The organism is Pseudomonas sp. IT-P171, assembly GCF_949767765.1.
GTDB lineage: Bacteria > Pseudomonadota > Gammaproteobacteria > Pseudomonadales > Pseudomonadaceae > Aquipseudomonas > Aquipseudomonas fluorescens_B.
Map to the genome: position 1 here is coordinate 142,174 of NZ_CATKQN010000001.1, position 17,890 is coordinate 160,063.

Sequence of the window (17,890 nt, forward strand, 5' to 3'; positions counted from 1 at the left end):
TTCACCTTATTCAAACTTGCGCGATCCACTTACGATGGGTATGGATCGACATCAAAACCCCAAACGCTGACAGCAGCGTTACCAGCGAAGTTCCTCCGTAGCTAATGAACGGCAACGGCACCCCCACAACCGGCAACAGGCCACTGACCATACCTATGTTGACGAAAACGTAAACAAAAAACGTCATGGTCAGGGCGCCCGCGAGCAATTTGCCGAACAATGTCTGGGCCTGGGCGGTAATCACCAGCCCGCGGCCGATCAATAGCAAGTAAATCAGCAGCAGCGCGCAGATGCCGACCAGGCCGAACTCCTCGCCCATGACCGCAATAATGAAGTCGGTGTGGCTTTCCGGGAGGAAGTCCAGGTGCGACTGGGTGCCCAGCAGCCAGCCTTTGCCGAATACGCCGCCGGAGCCAATGGCCGCTTTCGACTGGATAATGTTCCAGCCCGTGCCCAGCGGATCGCTTTCCGGGTCGAGGAACGTCAGGATTCGCTGCTTCTGGTAGTCGTGCATGATGAAAAACCACATCCCCACGGCCACCGGGACGGCCGCGGCCAGCACGCTGAGAATCCAGCGCCAGCGCAGGCCACCCATGAACAGCACGAACGCACCGCCCGCGAGAATCAGCAGCGAAGTACCGAGGTCGGGCTGGCGCACGATCAGAATGAACGGCAAACCAATCAGAAACAGACTGACGCCCACATGCTTGAGCTGCGGCGGCAAGGTGCGCTTGGACAAGTACCAGGCAATGGTCGCCGGCATCAGGATCTTCATGAACTCCGAAGGCTGGAAGCGGATCACCCCGGGAATGTTGATCCAGCGCGTGGCGCCCATGGCGTTGTGGCCCATGACGTCCACCACCACCAGCAACAGCACGCCGAGCACGTAACCCACCGGCACCCAGCGAGCCATGAAGCGCGGCTCGAACTGGGCGATGACGATCATCGACACCAGGCCGATGCCGAACGACGTGGCTTGCTTGGCCAGCAGATCCCAGCTCTTGCCGCTGGCCGAATACAGCACGAACAGGCTACCGGCCGCGAGGGTCAGCAGCAGGATCAGCAACGGGCCGTCGATGTGCATGCGTTGCAACAGCGTCGCGCGGCGACGCATCACATCCTCACTGGAAAGGATGCGATCGAAATTACTCTTCACGGGCCGTAGCCTCCGCACTGATTGGGCTGGCGTATTCGGCTTTCAGTCGGCCGTCCTGGTCCAGGAGCCAGGCGTCCATGACCTGGCGCACCACCGGTGCGGCGACGCCGGAACCGGACTCGCCGTTCTCGACCATCACCGACACCACGATTTGCGGGTTGTCGGCCGGCGCGAAGCCGACGAACAAGGCGTGGTCACGGTGACGTTCCTGAACCTTGGAGCGGTCGTACTTCTCACCCTGCTTGATCGCAACCACCTGGGCCGTACCACTTTTGCCCGCGATCCGGTATTGCGCGCCGATCGAGGCCTTGCGCGCGGTACCACGGGCGCCATGCATTACCTGCTGCATACCATGGTTGACCTTGGTCCAGTCGGACGGATCGCGCAGGATGATGTCCGGCATCGGATTGTCATCTTTGGGCCGTTCGCCTTCGACGGTCTTGGCCAGGTGCGGACGGTTCCATACACCTTTGTTGGCCACCAGCGCCGTGGCCTGGGCCAGTTGCAGCGGCGTGGATTGCATGTAGCCCTGGCCGATCCCGAGAATCAGTGTTTCGCCCGGGAACCAGGCCTGACGACGGGTCGCGCGCTTCCACTCACGGGACGGCATCAGCCCCGGCGACTCTTCGAACATGTCCAGGGAGACCTTCTGGCCGATGCCGAACTTGCCCATGTAGGCCGACAGGCGATCAATCCCCAGCTTGTGCGCCAGGTCATAGAAGTAGGTGTCGTTGGACCGCATGATCGCCGTGTCCAGGTCGACATAGCCGTCACCGGTACGGTTCCAGTTACGGTATTTGTGGTCGTAGTTGGGCAGTTGGTAGTAACCGGGGTCGAAGACCCGGGTCGACGCCGTGACGACGCCCGAATCCAGACCGGCAATCGCCACCGCCGGCTTGATGGTCGAACCCGGCGGGTACAGACCACGCAGCACGCGGTTGAACAGCGGCCGGTCGATGGAGTCGCGCAACTCGGAATAGGCTTTGAAGCTGATGCCGGTGACGAACAGGTTGGGGTCGAAACTCGGCTGACTGACCATTGCCAGTACTTCGCCGGTTTTCGGGTCCAGCGCTACCACCGCGCCACGGCGACCGCCGAGCGCTGCTTCGGCGGCTTCCTGCAATTTGATGTCCAGGCTCAGGACGATGTCCTTGCCGGGAATCGGATCGGTACGCTTGAGCACCCGCAATACGCGGCCTCGCGCGTTGGTTTCGACTTCTTCGTAACCCACCTGACCGTGCAACTCGGGCTCGTAGAAGCGCTCGATACCGGTCTTGCCGATGTGGTGGGTGCCGCTGTAATTGACCGGATCGAGGGACTTCAGCTCCTTCTCGTTGATCCGCCCCATGTAACCCACCGAGTGAGCAAAGTGCGCGCCCTGCGGGTAATGCCGCACCAGTTGCGCAACCACTTCAACTCCCGGCAAACGGAACTGGTTCACGGCGATGCGGGCGATCTGTTCTTCGGTCAGCTCGAACAGAATCGGCACCGGCTCGAATGGCCGTCGCCCCTGGCGCATGCGTTTCTCGAAGATCACCCGATCCTCGGACGTCAGCTCCAGCACTTCGACGATCACATCGAGCACTTGCTGCCAGTCGCCGGAACGCTCGCGGGTCATGCTCAGGCTGAAGCTCGGCCGGTTGTCGGCCACCACCACGCCATTGCGGTCGAAGATCAGCCCACGGGTGGGCGGAATCGGCTGCACATGCACGCGGTTGTTTTCCGACAGGGTCGAGTGGTACTCGTACTGAATCACCTGGAGGAAATACAGGCGCGCGATCAGCACGCCGATCAGCGCCACCACTGCAATTGCCCCGAACACGACGCGGCCACGCACCAGACGGGCGTCTTTTTCGTGGTCCTTGATGCGGATCGGCTGGGGCATGAGGCAGAACTACTTGTGGTAAGGGTGGCCGGACAGAACTGTCCAGGCACGGTACAGCTGTTCGCCGATCAGAATCCGCACCAGCGGGTGCGGCAACGTCAACGGCGACAAGGACCAGCGCTGATCGGCCCGCGCACAGACTTCCGGCGCCAGCCCTTCGGGGCCGCCGACCATGAAATTCACCGTGCGCGAATCCAGCCGCCAGCGATCGAGCTCGACCGCCAACTGCTCCGTGCTCCAGGGCTTGCCGTGGACTTCGAGGGTGACAACGCGCTCGTTCGGCCCGACCTTGGCCAGCATGGCTTCGCCTTCCTGACGGATGAAGCGCGCCACGTCGGCGTTCTTGCCACGGGTATTGAGCGGTATTTCCACCAGTTCCAGCGCCAGCTCGGACGGAAGACGCTTGGCATATTCATGCCAGCCTTCTTCCACCCATTTGGGCATGCGTGAACCGACGGCGATCAGTCGCAGTCGCACAGCGGTCCCTTATTGCTGGTCTTTGTTGAGCTTGGTGAAGTGCTCATGGGTGTTTTCCGGGCTGTGGTGCGCAGCGCTGGCCGAACGGCTCTGCTCTGCACCGGCCCACAGGCGCTCCAGGTCATAGAACTGGCGAGCCGAGGCGGTCATCATGTGCACGATGACGTCGTCCATATCCAGCAGGACCCAGTCGCTGTCGCCCTTGCCTTCTTCACCCAGTGGCTTGACGCCCTTAGCCTTGACCGCTTCGCGGACCTTGTCCAGCATCGCGCCGATCTGGCGGTTGGAGGTACCGGTGGCGATGATCATGAAGTCAGTGATGCTCTGCTTTTCACGAACGTCGATCACCTGAATGTCCTGGGCCTTCACGTCTTCCAGGGCCGCTACGGCAACCTTCACCAGTTCTTCGCCGACCAGCTCAGGGCCGGTTGGCACTTCTACTGGCAGCGGGGCGCTCTTGAATGTGCCTTTGCGCTTAACTTTAGCTACGTCTTTGTCAGTCATATAAAACTCGTTTTGCTCATGTGTTCGGGTGGTTCAATACACGTTGGTATCACGTGCCTTGAAGCACTCCCATTCAGTTCGGCGCACGGTAGAGTCCGTGCGCATCGATGTAGGCCAGGACCGCGTCGGGCACCAGGAAACGTACCGACTTACCGCTGGCCAGCAGTTGACGGATCTGGGTGGCGGATACCGCGAGCGGCGTCTGCCAGACGAATGCAATCTGTCCGCTCGGCCCTTTGAGGGCCAGCGGGTCGCTCACCGAGCGCGCTGCCAGCAGGTTGCGCAAGGCATCCGGCGGTTCGCTGTCGGCATCCGGGCGTTGCAGCACCAGGATGTGGCAATGCTGGAGCAACTCTTCCCAGCGGTGCCAAGTGGGCAGGCCGCAAAATGCGTCCCAGCCCAAAAGTAGAAAAACCTGGTCTTCAGCGGCCAGTTCGGCACGCATCAGTTCCAGGGTATCGATGGTGTAGGACGGTTTGTCCCGCAGCAATTCACGGGCGTCCACCACCAACGGGGCCACACCGGCCACCGCGCACTCGACCATCGCCAGACGGTCCTTCGCCGAGACCTGCGGCGTGCCTCGATGAGGCGGCCTGGCACTGGGTGTCAGTCGCAACTCATCGAGCGCCAGCGATTCGGCGACTTCCAGCGCACCGCGCAAATGGCCGATGTGCACCGGGTCGAACGTCCCGCCCAGCATGCCGATACGTCGAGGCGCAGGTTCGCTGGCAGTTACCGGGGCCGACGGATTAAGGTCGCCCAAGTCAGACCGACGCCTGGCCGCGCAACTGGCCATCACCGACCACGATGTACTTCTCGCAGGTCAGGCCTTCGAGTCCCACCGGGCCACGGGCGTGCAGCTTATCAGTAGAAATGCCAATCTCGGCACCCAATCCGTATTCGAAGCCGTCAGCGAAGCAGGTCGGCGTATTGATCATCACCGACGACGAATCGACTTCCGCGACGAAACGCCGAGTGTCTGCAAGGTTTTCGCTGACGATCGAATCGGTGTGATGGGAGCCGTACTTGTTAATGTGCTCGATGGCCTGGTCCAGACCGTCGACCACGCGGATCGAAAGGATCGGCGCCAGGTATTCAGTGTGCCAGTCGTCTTCAGTGGCCGCCGCGGCATCGATGATCGCCCGAGTGCGCTCGCAACCACGCAGCTCAACGCCTTTTTCGCGGAACTGTGCAGCCATCGACGGCAGGAAATCTTTGGCAACGGTTTGATCCACCAACAGCGTTTCCATCGCACCGCAGATGCCATAACGGTAAGTCTTGGCGTTGAAGGCAATGCGTTGGGCTTTCGGCAAATCGGCGTGAGCACTGACATAAACGTGGCAGATGCCGTCCAGATGCTTGATCACCGGCACGCGAGCGTCGCGACTGATCCGTTCGATCAGGCCACGGCCGCCACGGGGCACGATGACGTCGACGTATTCAGGCATGGTGATCAGCGCCCCCACCGCGGCGCGGTCAGTGGTTTCGACCACTTGAACCACGGCGGACGGCAGATCGGCTTCGGCCAGACCGCGCTGGATGCAGGCGGCGATGGCGCGGTTGGAATTGATCGCCTCGGAACCGCCGCGCAGGATGGTCGCATTGCCCGACTTCAGGCACAGGCTGGCAGCATCGATGGTCACGTTGGGCCGGGATTCGTAGATGATCCCGATCACGCCCAGCGGCACGCGCATCTTGCCGACCTGAATCCCCGACGGACGGAAGCTCATGTCGCGAATCGCCCCGACCGGGTCCGGCAACGCTGCAACCTGACGCAGACCGACGATCATGCCGTCGATACGCTCCGGGGTCAGCGCCAGGCGTTCCAGCAGCGCAGGCTCCAGACCATTGGCGCGACCCGCGGCCAGATCCAGCTCGTTGGCAGCCGTCAGCTCGGCACGCGCGGCGTCCAGCGCATTGGCAGCAGCCTGCAAGGCGCGGTTTTTCTGCGCGGTGCTGGCACGGCCGATGATGCGCGACGCTTCGCGGGCAGCGCGACCCAGGCGGGTCATGTAGTCGAGAACGGACTCAGTCATGGTCGGTGGTGGTCTTTGCTAAGGTCTTGGTAAAGAGTAAAGCGGCAGATTATAGCTGTCGCGTCCCCCGACTAACAGCGGTGACGGGCGGATGGTCGAAATGGAGGGCAATTTGCCGACGTTCAGCCGTGATTAAGCTGCAAATTGTTATCATCACGACTCAATCAGCTTTGATAAATGCCGCTCATCATGTCCAACCTGACTGTTCGTGCGCCCGCTGCGAGCCTGCCTACAGGGCTCCCGGACGCGTTTTTCGACCGGGATGCGCAAACGCTGGCCCTGGATTTACTGGGCAAAGTCATCCGTCACCGGGTAGGCGACTTGTGGCTCAGCGCCCGGATCATCGAGACCGAAGCCTATTACTTCGAAGAAAAAGGCAGCCATGCCTCTCTCGGCTACACAGAAAAGCGTAAGGCTTTGTTTCTGGATGGCGGCCACATCTATATGTATTACGCCCGGGGCGGCGACTCCCTGAATTTCAGCGCTCAAGGTCCAGGCAATGCGGTTTTGATCAAATCCGCCTATCCATGGGTCGATGAGTTGAGCGGCCCGGCGAGCCTGGCGCAAATGCTGTTGAACAATCCTGATGCCCAGGGTCGCCCTCGCCCTTCGCAAAAACTTTGCGCCGGGCAAACATTGCTGTGCAAGGCGCTGGGTTTGAAGGTGCCGGTCTGGGACGCCAAGCGCTTCGATCATGAAGTGCTGCTGGTGGAGGATGTCGGCCCTGCACCTGGCCATATCATTCAAACCACACGCCTGGGCATTCCCCATGGGCGTGACGAACACTTGATGTACCGCTTTGTCGACGCGGCTTACGCGCCGTATTGCACGCGGAACCCGCTGCGACGGGGGCAGGTCGAAGGTCGCGATTATTTTTTGCTGACATGAACAATCAAAGAACTTGAAGCATCCGCAATCTCTGCGGGGCTTGTGTGGTGTTTGGGAAGGTTTGCTCGCCCTGAAGGCGTTTATAGAAATTCAATGGAGTTGTTTTTATGGGCCCTTGGCTCGATAGCGTGACCGGATGGCTGGCGACAAACCCGCAGTGGCTGGCCGCGGCGGTTTTCATTGTGGCCTTCGTGGAATGCCTGGCGATTGCCGGGCTGATCGTACCCGGCACGGTGTTGCTGTTTGCCGTCGCGGTGCTGGCCGGTAGCGGCGCGCTGTCGTTGAGCGAAACATTGTTGCTCGGATTCGCCGCCGGCGTACTGGGCGATATCGTTTCCTACTTTGTGGGGCGACATTTCCATCAGAACATTCGGCGCCTGCCCGGCCTGCGCCATCATCCGGAATGGATCGCCGGCGCCGAGGCTTACTTCCAGCGCTATGGCATTGCCAGTCTTTTGGTCGGGCGTTTCATCGGGCCGTTGCGGCCCATGCTGCCGATGGTTGCCGGGATGTTCGACATGCCCTTCCCGCGCTTCGTCGCTGTCAGCCTGCTGGCCGCTGCCGGTTGGAGCGTCGCCTACCTGTTGCCCGGCTGGGCCACGGGGGCTGCGATTCGTTTGCCGTTGCCGGAAGGTTTCTGGCCTGAGGCCGGGATCGTTGCCGGCAGCATCGCGGTGATGGTGGGCTTGAGCGTGACCAGCAGCCTGCGCCGCCATCGCAAAGCCACAATACTGATCACCAGCATGAGCTTACTGATCCTCGCGGGGCTGTTTATCGGCTACCCGCACCTGACCGCCCTCGATCAGGGCGTCATGACGCTGGTGCAGGAACACCGCAGCCCGACGCTCGACGAAGTCGCCGTCACCTTCACGCTGATTGGCGAGTTCCGCAACATGCTGCTGTTCAGCGCCCTGCTGACAGGGCTGCTGCTGGTGGCCCGGCAATGGCGACAGGCGATTTTTGCGGGGAGCACATTGCTCTTCACGGCGCTCGGCAACACGTTTACCAAACAGTTTTTCGCCCGCGTGCGCCCGGAAGTCTTGAGCGATCCGTTGGTGAGCTACAGCATGCCCAGCGGTCACGCCTCCGGGGCCTTCGCGCTGTTTCTGACCCTCGCCGTTCTGGCTGGTCGCGGACAACCCCCGCGGATGCGTCTGACCTGGTTGCTGTTGGGCTGCCTGCCGGCACTCGCGATCGCGCTGTCACGCGTCTATCTGGGCGCGCACTGGCCCACGGATGTGCTGGCCGGCGCAATGCTGGCGGCGTGTGTCTGTGCGGCGAGCCTGGGGCTGAGTCAGCGCCGGACACCGCTCAATGCCATGCCGCCGAGGATCTGGTGGCTGGTGTTGCCGGCGATGGTGGCGCTGTTCGGGTTCTTTGCGTTGCGGCATTTACCGCATGCGATGGTGAGATACGCCTACTGAAGATCAAAAAATCGCAGCCTTCAGCAAGTTCCTACGCCTTACCCATGTAGGAGCTGCCGAAGGCTGCGATCTTTTCATCAGGCAAACAACTCACCCTGCAACTCATCCAGCAGTGCCTGGATCGCATCCAGTCGCTGCTGCGGATCGTCGAGTTGCAGCAGGTCGATTTTGTCCAATTCGGCAAACGGCAACAGGTACGCCAACTGATTGGCCAGCGACTGTTGCCCGGTCGCCTCGGTGCCCATGTTCAAGGCTTCGACCATCGGGTGTTCGGCCAGGGCCTTGAGCAGTGCAACCAGGTCGGCGTCCTCATCCTGCAACGGTTGCTCGGGCTCGTCTTCCAGCCACTCGACCTCGGCGACCGTCAATTGATCGCGCTGGACCTCGGTGCGCAACACGTGAAAACGCCGTCCGCCCTGCACCCGAATGCCCAGCAAACCGTTGTCCTGCTGTTTGAAGTCGGTAATCAGGGCTTCACAGCCGACCAGCGCATAGCCCGCCGGAGCGATGCCGACTTCTTCGCCATCAAGAATGCACACCACGCCGAAACCGCCGCCCTGTTTCATGCAGCGGCTGATCATGTCCAGGTAGCGCGCCTCGAAGATCTGCAAGTCGAGGATGCAGCCAGGAAACAGCACCGTGTTCAGCGGGAAAAGCGGCAAGCTCATAGACATTTCCTTACACCACCATCGACACTGCCAACGGCAGGAACACCGCCGTGGCCACGCCCATAAGACTCATTGCCAGCGCCGCGAAGGCGCCGCATTCTTCACTTTCCTGCATGGCCACCGCGGTGCCGACCGCATGGGCAGTCATGCCCAGCGCCATGCCACGCGCCTCGGGGCTGTGGACGCCGAGCCGATTCAGCAGGCTCGGCCCAAAGATCGCCCCGATCACGCCGGTGATCAACACAAACACTGCCGCCAGCGCCGCGACGCCGCCAATCTGCTCGGCCACCAGCATGGCGATCGGCGAGGTCACCGACTTCGGCGCCATGGTCATCAGGATCATGTGTTCGGCACCGAACGACCAGCCCAGCAACACGCCCATGCCGGTGGCGACGACACCGCCTATCACCAGCGTAGTAAATATCGGCCAGAACAACTGCCGGATCCGCCGCAGATTGAGGTAAAGCGGTACAGCCAGCGCGACCGTGGCGGGGCCGAGCAAAATGCTGAGGATCTCGGTGCTCTTGCGGTACTCGGCGTACGTCAGGCCGCAGCCCACCAAAACGCCAATCACCAGCAACATGGAGACCAGCACGGGCTGCAGAAAGATCCAGCGGGTTTTCTCGAACGCCGCCAACACCAGTTGATAAGCGCCGAGGGTAATGCCGATGCCGAACAACGGATGATGAATCACCGACGTCCAGGCGCCTTGCCAGTCCAGGATCATTGCGAGTCCTCGCGGTGCGCGTGACGCTTGACCATGCGCTGCATCAGCACACCCGCGAAGGCCATGGACAACAGCAGCGACAACACCAGCGCACCGACAATGGCCCAGAAGTCCGCGGCAATGTCCTTGGCGTACACCATCACGCCCACAGCCGGTGGCACCAGCAGCAACGGCAGGTAACGCAGCAGGCTGCTCGCGGCCAGGTTGAGCGGTTCGCCCACCTGCCCACGACAGATCAGGTACACCAGCAGAAGCAGCAGGCCGATAATCGGCCCCGGCAGCACCGGCAATAACAAATGGTTGATGGCTGTGCCCAGCAATTGGAACAACACCAGCCAGGTCAGGCCACGTAACAACATCCGTCCTCTCCCCGAAAAATCGCGCCCGGCATTATAAGCATGCCAACGCTATGGACCGGCATTCGCCAAAAGCATGGTCGGTTGACCGGAGCAATTCGCCATGTTGATCTAAAGTGGTAATCCGGGAGGTCAAATCCCCCCACCTCAAAACTATAAAACCGATGAACCCAAGGAGAGTCTCAATGCCCTATGTTCCCGTTGCAGAGCTCAAAGATTATGTCGGCAAGGAACTTGGACGTTCCGAATGGCTCACCATCGATCAGGAGCGCATCAACCTGTTCGCCGAAGCCACAGGGGACTATCAGTTCATCCATGTCGACCCGGTCAAAGCCGCGCAAACGCCATTTGGCAGCACCATTGCACACGGTTTCCTGTCGCTATCGCTGATCCCCAAACTGATGGAAGACATCCTCATCCTGCCCGAAGGCTTGAAGATGGTGGTCAATTACGGCCTGGACAGCGTGCGGTTCATTCAGCCGGTAAAGGTCAACTCGAAAGTGCGGCTCAAGGTCGACCTGACCGAAGTCACCGAGAAGAAACCCGGCCAATGGCTGCTCAAAGCCACCGCCACGCTCGAGATCGAAGGTTCGGAAAAACCGGCCTACATCGCCGAGCCATTGTCACTCTGCTTCGTGTAAACCCTCCCGGATGCGAAGCAGCTCACGCTGTTTCGCGACCTCTCTCTATTTAAGGTCATAGAGCTGCGGCATACTCGGTCGCCTAATTGCCCGGATCCCGCTATGCGCTCACTTGCACTCATTGCCTTGACCCTGATGCTCACCGCTTGCGGCGACGGCGAATCGCTGTTGCCGCCCGATGCGCGCCTGCCGGATGGCGGACGCTATCGCGGCGACCTGGTCAACGGATTGCTGCAAGGCCAGGGTCGCGTCGACTACCCGAACGGCAGCTGGTACGCCGGCAGTTTCGACAAGGGTCAATGGCATGGCCCGGGCGAATGGCACGGCAGCAACGGCGAAGTGTATCGCGGTAATTTCAACCTGGGACTGTTCGACGGTCAGGGCACGCTGACCACCAGCGGCAGCAGCTACACCGGCGGTTTCAAGGCGGGTCGGCGCGAAGGCGAAGGCACCCTCAAAGAAAACGGCATGACCTACCGCGGCGAATTCAAGGCCGATCAATATTCAGGGCTCGGACGTCTGGAACTCGATGACGGCAGCTCGTATCAAGGCCAGTTCGCCCATGGCAAGCCCAACGGCGAAGGCCAGCGCGGTGACGCCAGCGGCAATCAGTTCACCGGACATTTCAAGGACGGTCAGCTGGAAGGCAACGGGACTTTCAACAGCGCCGAAGGCGACATCTACGTCGGCGGCTTCAAGAACAACCAACTGCACGGCAAGGGCCGCTACGAGAATGCCGACGGCGATGTCTGGCTGGGCCAATTCAAGGAAGGTTCGCTGAACGGCAAGGGCGAGTTGATCGGTGCCGACGGTAGCCACTACATCGGCCAGTTCAGCGACTGGCGCTTCACTGGCCAGGGCCGGCTGAACCTGCCCGACGGCAGTTTCTACATCGGTCAGTTCGACGGCGACAGTTATCAAGGTCATGGCACGCTGGTGTTGACCGATGGCACCGTACAGAGCGGCACCTGGGTCAATGGCCAGCGAGTGCGCGATGCCGATGGCAAGCTGCTGCCCGACAGCCTCGAGCTTGGCCTGCTGGCTCAGGGGCGCTTGCTCGAAGATGCGCTGGCCAATGTGCCGGCCTCGACCCCGGCGATCGAGTTGTACACCCTGACGCTGGGCGGTGACGGCAAGCAGAGCGTGTTCCTGCGCGAATCCGATTACGTCAGCAATATGCTGACCAGCCGCTTCGGTGCGTTTGGCCAGATTCGCCTGGTGAACCACCGCGACCATCTCGTCGATCGGCCGATGGCCACCCGGGAAAACCTGCGCCGCGCCGCGCTGACGCTGGCCGAACGCAGCGGTCCGGAAGACTTGATCTTCATCTACCTGACCAGCCACGGCACCAGCGAACACGAACTCGTACTCGATCAGCCGCGCATGGAACTGTCCGACCTGCCGGCGGACGAACTCGCTGCCGTGCTCGCACCGCTGAAAAACCGCGACAAGATCATTGTGATTTCGTCTTGCTACTCCGGTGGTTTCATCCCCGCCCTCAAGGACGAACGCACGCTGATCATGGCGGCCGCGCGGGCCGACCGTGTGTCCTTCGGTTGCACGGAAGAAGCCAACTTCACTTACTTCGGCGATGCGCTGTTCGCCCAGGCCCTGAACCAGACCGACGACCTGGAACAAGCCTTCAAGCTGGCCAGGGCCACCGTGGCCGAGCGGGAACTGGCGGACAGCTTCGAAGCCTCTGAACCGCAGATCTGGGCACCGAAAACCGTACTCTCCCACTGGCAGCTGTTACGCAAACAGCAGGCACGAAAAGCGCTACAAAGTGTCTCTATCAGCAACAAGGATGCAAAGAGCAACTAAGCTGATCAGTATCAAGGGGGAAACACTATGTACTTGACGCCTCAGCATGTATTGCTTGCCGGAGCTACCGGCCTGACCGGTGAACACTTGCTTGATCGCCTGCTCAACGAGCCTACGATCACGCGCGTATTGGCCCCCTCACGCCGGCCGTTGGCCAAGCACCCCCACCTGGAAAACCCGGTCGGCGACCCGGCGGAATTCCTGCCGCAACTGAACGGACGCGTCGACATCGCCTACTGCTGTCTTGGCACCACGATCAAACAGGCTGGCTCGGAAGAGGCGTTTCGCGCGGTCGATCTCGACATGGTGGTGGCTTTCGCCAAACGGGCGCGGGAAATGGGCGCGCGGCACTTGATCGTGATCAGCGCCCTGGGGGCCGATCGCAGATCCTCGATTTTCTACAACCGGGTTAAGGGCGAGATGGAATACGCATTGCGCGCGCAAAACTGGCCGCAGCTGACCATTTGCCGGCCTTCGGTATTGCTGGGCGATCGTATCGAGCCTCGGCCGGCCGAGCTGTTCGCCGGTCCGTTGTCCCGCCTGATCCCGGGCAAATACCACGGCATCGAAGCCTGCCAACTGGCTCGCGCGATGTGGCGGCTTGCACTGGAGGAGCAGGATGGGGTGCGGATTGTCGAGTCGGATGAGTTGCGCAAGCTCGGCAAGTAACCCGCGAACCTGTGGCGAGGGAGCTTGCTCCCGTTGGGTCGCGTAGCGGCCCCATAAATTGGGACTGCTGCGCAGCCCAGCGGGAGCAAGCTCCCTCGCCACAAAAAGCCTCGCTTACTCCTACAACCCGCCGGTCGCCTGAAAACTCACGCCGATCACCGTCAACACCGACAACGGCAACAGCAACGTATCCAGCAAAGCACTGGCCGGCAGATCAATACCAGGATAGCTCGGTGCTTCTGCCCCAAAACGATCCATCGCGCAGCAACCGCCATTCATGGCGTACAAATCCAGTCGCGTTCCCGCATACACCACCGGAGCCCCCGGCTTGGCAGCATCCAGCGTGCGCACCGTGGCACAGCCCGCCAGTTGCAGAGCCAGCACAACCATCAGCAGCTTATTCATCGCTGGTCAGATGGTGTTCGCCCCAACGTGGCAGCATGTCTTGCGGGATGTTCAGCAGGTTGAGAATCCGTGCCACGACGAAGTCGATCAGGTCATCGATGGTTTGTGGCTGATGATAGAAGCCCGGCGACGCGGGCAAGATCGTCACACCCATGTTCGACAACTTGAGCATGTGCTCCAGATGAATACTCGAATACGGCGCTTCGCGCGGCACCAGGATCAGCTGGCGACGCTCTTTCAGTGTGACGTCAGCGGCCCGTTCGATCAGGTTGTTACAAGCACCGGTCGCGATAGCCGACAGCGTGCCAGTCGAACACGGCACCACCACCATCGCCGACGGCGCGCCGGAGCCCGAGGCCACCGGCGACATCCAGTCCTCCTTGCCGTACACCCGAATCTGCCCCGCGGCAGCGCCGGTGTACTCGGTGAGAAAGGCCTGCATCATCTGGGTTTTCGGCGGCAACGTAACGTCGGTTTCGGTGGCCATCACCAGCTGCGCAGCCTTGGAGATCAGGAAGTGCACCTCGCGATCTTCGCGAATCAGGCAGTCCAGCAGGCGCAAACCGTACTGGGCGCCCGAAGCGCCGGTCATCGCCAGCGTGATGCGTTCCGGGCCATTGTTCATTTGAGCGCCTCGGCCAGTTTGCCGTGCAGGCCGCCGAAGCCGCCGTTGCTCATGATCACCACGTGAGTGCCGGGTTGAGCCTGGCTTTTCACGCGCTCGATAATGCCTTCCAGAGAATCGCTGACAATCGACGGCACCGTGCACAGCGCCGCGGTAGCGCTCAGGTCCCAGCCGAGGTTGGCCGGTGCGTACCAGATCACTTGATCGGCATCGACCACGCTTTCCGGCAAGCCATCACGGTGAGCGCCGAGCTTCATGGAATTGGAGCGCGGCTCGATGATGGCGATCAATGGCGCGTCGCCAATGCGTTTACGCAGACCGTCGAGGGTCGTGGCGATGGCAGTCGGGTGGTGAGCGAAGTCGTCGTAGATGGTGATGCCACGGACTTCGGCGACTTTTTCCATCCGGCGCTTCACGCTTTTGAACGCGCTCAACGCAGCGATGCCCATGGACGGCACGACACCGACATGCCGCGCCGCCGCCAAGGTGGCCAAGGCGTTGGCGACATTGTGTTGACCGGTCATGTCCCACTCGACCACGCCTTGAGCGACGCCTTCGAACATCACTTCGAATGTCGAACCGTCTTCACTCAGCAGTTTGACCTGCCACTGACCACCAGCGCCGGTGGTTTGCACCGGGGTCCAGCAGCCCATCTCGATCACACGCAGCAAGGCCGGTTCGGTGGTCGGGTGGATCACCAGGCCTTCACTCGGGATAGTCCGCACCAAATGGTGGAACTGTCGCTCGATAGCCGCCAGATCGGGGAAGATGTCGGCGTGATCGAACTCCAGGTTGTTCAGGATCGCCGTACGGGGGCGGTAGTGAACAAACTTGGAGCGCTTGTCGAAAAATGCACTGTCGTATTCGTCGGCTTCGATCACGAAGAACGGCGTGCCGCCCAGACGCGCCGACACCGAGAAATTCTGCGGCACGCCGCCAATCAGGAAACCGGGGCTCATGCCCGCGTGCTCCAGCACCCAGGCGAGCATGCTGCTGGTGGTGGTTTTGCCATGCGTGCCGGCGACGGCCAGCACCCAGCGACCTTGCAGCACGTGATCGGCCAGCCACTGCGGGCCGGAGACATACGGCAAGCCCTTATTCAGGACGTATTCGACCGCCGGATTGCCGCGGGACATGGCGTTGCCGATGACCACCAGATCCGGGGCCGGATCGAGTTGCGCCGGGTCGTAGCCCTGGGTCAACTGAATGCCCTGAGCCTCAAGCTGAGTGCTCATCGGCGGATAGACGTTGGCATCGGAGCCGGTCACATGATGGCCCAGCTCTTTGGCCAGAACCGCCATCGAACCCATGAAAGTGCCGCAGATACCAAGAATATGAATGTGCATTAGTCGACCTCGTAAAACATGGCCGCAGGTTAGCTTAGAGAGGCAGAAATCGCACTCTTTAGCTGAGACTTGCCACCACCACTGTGGCGAGGGAGCTTGCTCCCGCTGGGGCGTGCAGCGGCCCCCACCTGCGCTCGCGATTACTCTGGCTTATTGCATTCCTTGATTGCGACGGGAGCGAGCTCCCTCGCCACAAAAGCGGTTTACCGGGCAATCCCGTGCTTGCGCAGTTTTCGGTAAAGGGTATTGCGGCTGACACCAAGCTGTTCGGCGGTATTCGTCATATGCCAGCGCGTCTGTTCCAGCACATTCAACAACGCCAGCCGCTCGGCATCGTCCAAGGGGTGTTCGGAAGGCTGGTCAACGGCAACCACCGGCATCGGTCGCGCCTGACGAATCATCACCGGCAAATCCTCCAGCCCGATCCGCACGCCGTCGCACAACGCTGCCAACGTGCGCAGCACATTGCGCAACTGCCGCACATTTCCGGGCCAGGCAAAACCCAGCAAGGCCTGGCGTGCCGGCTCATCAATCAGCACCGCCTCCCCGCCCGCCTCTTGCGCCAGCAGAAAATCGAGCAACTGGGATTTGTCACTGCGCTCGCGCAACGCCGGCAGTGCGATCTCCAGACCGTTGAGCCGGTAATACAAATCCTCGCGGAAGCTGCCGTCCTGCACCCGTTCCAGCAAATTACGGTGAGTGGCGCTGATGATCCGGACGTTGACCGACTCCGGCTCACCGCCAATCGGCACGACTTGCCGGTCTTCGAGCACCCTTAATAGCCGGGTCTGCAATGCCAGGGGCATGTCGCCGATTTCATCCAGAAATAATGTCCCGCCATCTGCCTGCTGCAACTTGCCGCGCATGCCTTCCTTGCGCGCACCAGTGAAGCTGCCGCCGCGATAACCGAACAGTTCGCTCTCGATCAGGCTTTCGGGGATGGCCGCGCAATTGAGCGCAACGAAGGCCTTTTGCGCCCGCTGACTGGCCTGATGCACCGCCTTGGCGAAGGCCTCCTTGCCGGAGCCGGTTTCGCCATTGATCAGCAGCGGTACGTCCCGTTCGAAGACGCGAAGGGACTTGCGAAAATCTTCCTGCAACCCGACGTCGCCCAAACATATGCCCGACAACCGCGACGGCTCGCTGATCACCGGAGCAGGCACCACGGGCACCGGAATGCTGCGCGGCTGACCACGCAACACGGCAAACAGACTTCGCCCGTCGCGGGTGCGCAGCGGCCAACTGGCGCTGGCATTCACACTCGCTCGGCCCAGCAACTCGTCCAGCGAGCAATCGAAAAACGCCTCGACCGGTTTCCCCAGCAGTCCGCCGCGAACATGGCCCAGCAGGTTGAGCGCACTCTGGTTGACCGCGCAGATCCGCCCTTCCCCGTCGAACGCCAGCAACCCTTCGCTGAACAGCCCGACGGATTCGGCCTGCAGGTGGAAGCGCAGCAACCACTGATTGTCGAAGTAACGCAGGAAGTAGCAGCTCTCGATCATCTTCGCCGACAGATTGACCAGCGCCATGGTGTGAAACTGGCTTTGCCGCGAGACGTCGTGACGCGCCGAGGACACGTCGAGCACCGCCAGCAGTTCGCCATGCGGGTCGAACACCGGGCTCGCCGAGCAGGTCAGGCCGGTGTGGCGGCCGCGAAAGTGTTCGTCCTGGTGGATGGTCAGCGATTGGCGTTCCACCAGGCAGGTGCCGATGCCGTTAGTACCTTCGCAGGCTTCGCTCCAGTCGGCGCCGAGCCAGAGGCCGGCGCGTTCGAAAATCTTCCGCTCGGCGGGCGCAGTCACGCAGTTGAGGATCACCCCGCGCGCATCGGTCAGCAGCACCGCATGACCGGCGCCGGAGAGTTGCTGATGCAGGCTGCTCATTTCGTTGCCGGCGATGTGCAGCACTTGCTGCAAGCGCTCGCGGCTTTCAAGGACACGGCCATGCTCCAGCACCGTCGGCGCCATGGTCAGGGCGGGGTCGAGGTGATAGTCCTCAAGACAGCGCAGCCAGGACCGGGCGATGGACGGGTCGCTGCCGGGACCGTGCAGGTGGGATTTGCCCTGGGTCACGGTCAGCACTTGCTGGGCATGGCGACTCAAATGGTTGTCGTGCATTTCTTATTATTCTCTCCGAGAGCTGTGCTGAAACCCCACTAAGGAGCCTGGAACACATCCTGTGGCGAGGGAGCTTGCTCCCGCTCGAGTGCGAAGCGCTCGCCAAACCTGACCGGCAGACATATCCGGGGCCGCTTCGCAACCC

Annotated in this window: 18 protein-coding genes; 5 read left to right on the top strand and 13 right to left on the bottom strand. The window is 61.4% G+C overall.

The window, feature by feature from the left end:
- Positions 1-10 precede the first annotated feature (10 nt).
- The 6 genes from rodA to ACM6I5_RS00705 form a co-directional block, all read right to left on the bottom strand.
- The gene (gene rodA / locus ACM6I5_RS00680; RefSeq protein ID WP_050558263.1) at positions 11-1,114 is read right to left on the bottom strand and encodes a rod shape-determining protein RodA; all 1,104 of its coding nucleotides are present in this window, start codon (positions 1,112-1,114) and stop codon (positions 11-13) included.
- A gap of 31 nt (positions 1,115-1,145) precedes the next feature.
- The gene (gene mrdA / locus ACM6I5_RS00685) at positions 1,146-3,041 is read right to left on the bottom strand and encodes a penicillin-binding protein 2 (protein WP_414882997.1); all 1,896 of its coding nucleotides are present in this window, start codon (positions 3,039-3,041) and stop codon (positions 1,146-1,148) included.
- 9 nt (positions 3,042-3,050) lie between these two features.
- Positions 3,051-3,518: a 23S rRNA (pseudouridine(1915)-N(3))-methyltransferase RlmH gene (gene rlmH / locus ACM6I5_RS00690; protein WP_007937439.1), complete on the bottom strand. Its 468-nt coding sequence runs from the start codon at positions 3,516-3,518 to the stop codon at positions 3,051-3,053.
- A gap of 9 nt (positions 3,519-3,527) precedes the next feature.
- Positions 3,528-4,022 carry a ribosome silencing factor gene (gene rsfS, locus ACM6I5_RS00695; RefSeq protein ID WP_017341001.1) on the bottom strand — a complete coding sequence of 165 codons (495 nt, stop codon included), beginning with the start codon at positions 4,020-4,022 and terminating at the stop codon, positions 3,528-3,530.
- Between the two features lie 73 nt (positions 4,023-4,095).
- On the bottom strand, positions 4,096-4,818 hold the full coding sequence (gene nadD / locus ACM6I5_RS00700) for a nicotinate-nucleotide adenylyltransferase (protein WP_033037434.1): 723 nt from the start codon (positions 4,816-4,818) through the stop codon (positions 4,096-4,098).
- The gene (locus tag ACM6I5_RS00705; RefSeq protein ID WP_017341003.1) at positions 4,787-6,058 is read right to left on the bottom strand and encodes a glutamate-5-semialdehyde dehydrogenase; all 1,272 of its coding nucleotides are present in this window, start codon (positions 6,056-6,058) and stop codon (positions 4,787-4,789) included. Before ACM6I5_RS00705 ends, nadD begins: the two co-directional genes overlap by 32 nt.
- A 189-nt stretch (positions 6,059-6,247) precedes the next feature.
- On the opposite strand from ACM6I5_RS00705, the gene ACM6I5_RS00710 reads away from it, so the two are divergent.
- Both ACM6I5_RS00710 and ACM6I5_RS00715 read left to right on the top strand, forming a co-directional pair.
- Complete coding sequence (locus tag ACM6I5_RS00710) at positions 6,248-6,946, top strand: DNA-3-methyladenine glycosylase (RefSeq protein WP_414882998.1); 699 nt, start codon at positions 6,248-6,250, stop codon at positions 6,944-6,946.
- 107 nt (positions 6,947-7,053) lie between these two features.
- Positions 7,054-8,370: a bifunctional DedA family/phosphatase PAP2 family protein gene (locus ACM6I5_RS00715; RefSeq protein ID WP_017341005.1), complete on the top strand. Its 1,317-nt coding sequence runs from the start codon at positions 7,054-7,056 to the stop codon at positions 8,368-8,370.
- 77 nt (positions 8,371-8,447) lie between these two features.
- Here the strand turns inward: ACM6I5_RS00715 and ACM6I5_RS00720 are convergent, their stop codons facing one another.
- Genes ACM6I5_RS00720 through ACM6I5_RS00730 form a run of 3 tightly spaced genes read right to left on the bottom strand, consistent with a single transcriptional unit; the run spans position 8,448 to position 10,124 of the window.
- Positions 8,448-9,038 (bottom strand): LON peptidase substrate-binding domain-containing protein, encoded by a 591-nt coding sequence (locus tag ACM6I5_RS00720; protein ID WP_017341006.1) that lies wholly within the window; start codon positions 9,036-9,038, stop codon positions 8,448-8,450.
- Between the two features lie 10 nt (positions 9,039-9,048).
- Positions 9,049-9,765, bottom strand: coding sequence for an LrgB family protein (locus ACM6I5_RS00725; RefSeq protein WP_017341007.1), 717 nt, complete (start codon positions 9,763-9,765; stop codon positions 9,049-9,051).
- On the bottom strand, positions 9,762-10,124 hold the full coding sequence (locus ACM6I5_RS00730) for a CidA/LrgA family protein (RefSeq protein WP_017341008.1): 363 nt from the start codon (positions 10,122-10,124) through the stop codon (positions 9,762-9,764). The genes ACM6I5_RS00725 and ACM6I5_RS00730 overlap by 4 nt, the downstream gene beginning before the upstream one ends.
- 182 nt (positions 10,125-10,306) lie before the next feature.
- On the opposite strand from ACM6I5_RS00730, the gene ACM6I5_RS00735 reads away from it, so the two are divergent.
- The 3 genes from ACM6I5_RS00735 (at position 10,307) to ACM6I5_RS00745 (ending at position 13,252) form a co-directional block, all read left to right on the top strand.
- Positions 10,307-10,762, top strand: coding sequence for a MaoC family dehydratase (locus ACM6I5_RS00735; RefSeq protein WP_017341009.1), 456 nt, complete (start codon positions 10,307-10,309; stop codon positions 10,760-10,762).
- Positions 10,763-10,864: 102 nt separating this feature from the next.
- Positions 10,865-12,583 (top strand): C13 family peptidase, encoded by a 1,719-nt coding sequence (locus tag ACM6I5_RS00740; protein WP_017341010.1) that lies wholly within the window; start codon positions 10,865-10,867, stop codon positions 12,581-12,583.
- A gap of 27 nt (positions 12,584-12,610) precedes the next feature.
- Complete coding sequence (locus ACM6I5_RS00745; RefSeq protein WP_017341011.1) at positions 12,611-13,252, top strand: oxidoreductase; 642 nt, start codon at positions 12,611-12,613, stop codon at positions 13,250-13,252.
- A 120-nt stretch (positions 13,253-13,372) separates the two neighbouring features.
- Here the strand turns inward: ACM6I5_RS00745 and ACM6I5_RS00750 are convergent, their stop codons facing one another.
- From ACM6I5_RS00750 to ACM6I5_RS00765, 4 genes are all read right to left on the bottom strand, one after another.
- Complete coding sequence (locus tag ACM6I5_RS00750) at positions 13,373-13,657, bottom strand: YceK/YidQ family lipoprotein (RefSeq protein ID WP_017341012.1); 285 nt, start codon at positions 13,655-13,657, stop codon at positions 13,373-13,375.
- Positions 13,650-14,282: a flavin prenyltransferase UbiX gene (gene ubiX, locus ACM6I5_RS00755; RefSeq protein ID WP_008035761.1), complete on the bottom strand. Its 633-nt coding sequence runs from the start codon at positions 14,280-14,282 to the stop codon at positions 13,650-13,652. The genes ACM6I5_RS00750 and ubiX overlap by 8 nt, the downstream gene beginning before the upstream one ends.
- Positions 14,279-15,628 carry a UDP-N-acetylmuramate:L-alanyl-gamma-D-glutamyl-meso-diaminopimelate ligase gene (gene mpl / locus ACM6I5_RS00760; RefSeq protein WP_017341013.1) on the bottom strand — a complete coding sequence of 450 codons (1,350 nt, stop codon included), beginning with the start codon at positions 15,626-15,628 and terminating at the stop codon, positions 14,279-14,281. Before mpl ends, ubiX begins: the two co-directional genes overlap by 4 nt.
- Positions 15,629-15,831: 203 nt before the next feature.
- Entirely contained in the window at positions 15,832-17,745 is a 1,914-nt protein-coding gene (locus tag ACM6I5_RS00765) for a sigma-54-dependent Fis family transcriptional regulator (protein WP_414882999.1), read from the bottom strand.
- Positions 17,746-17,890: the final 145 nt, after the last annotated feature.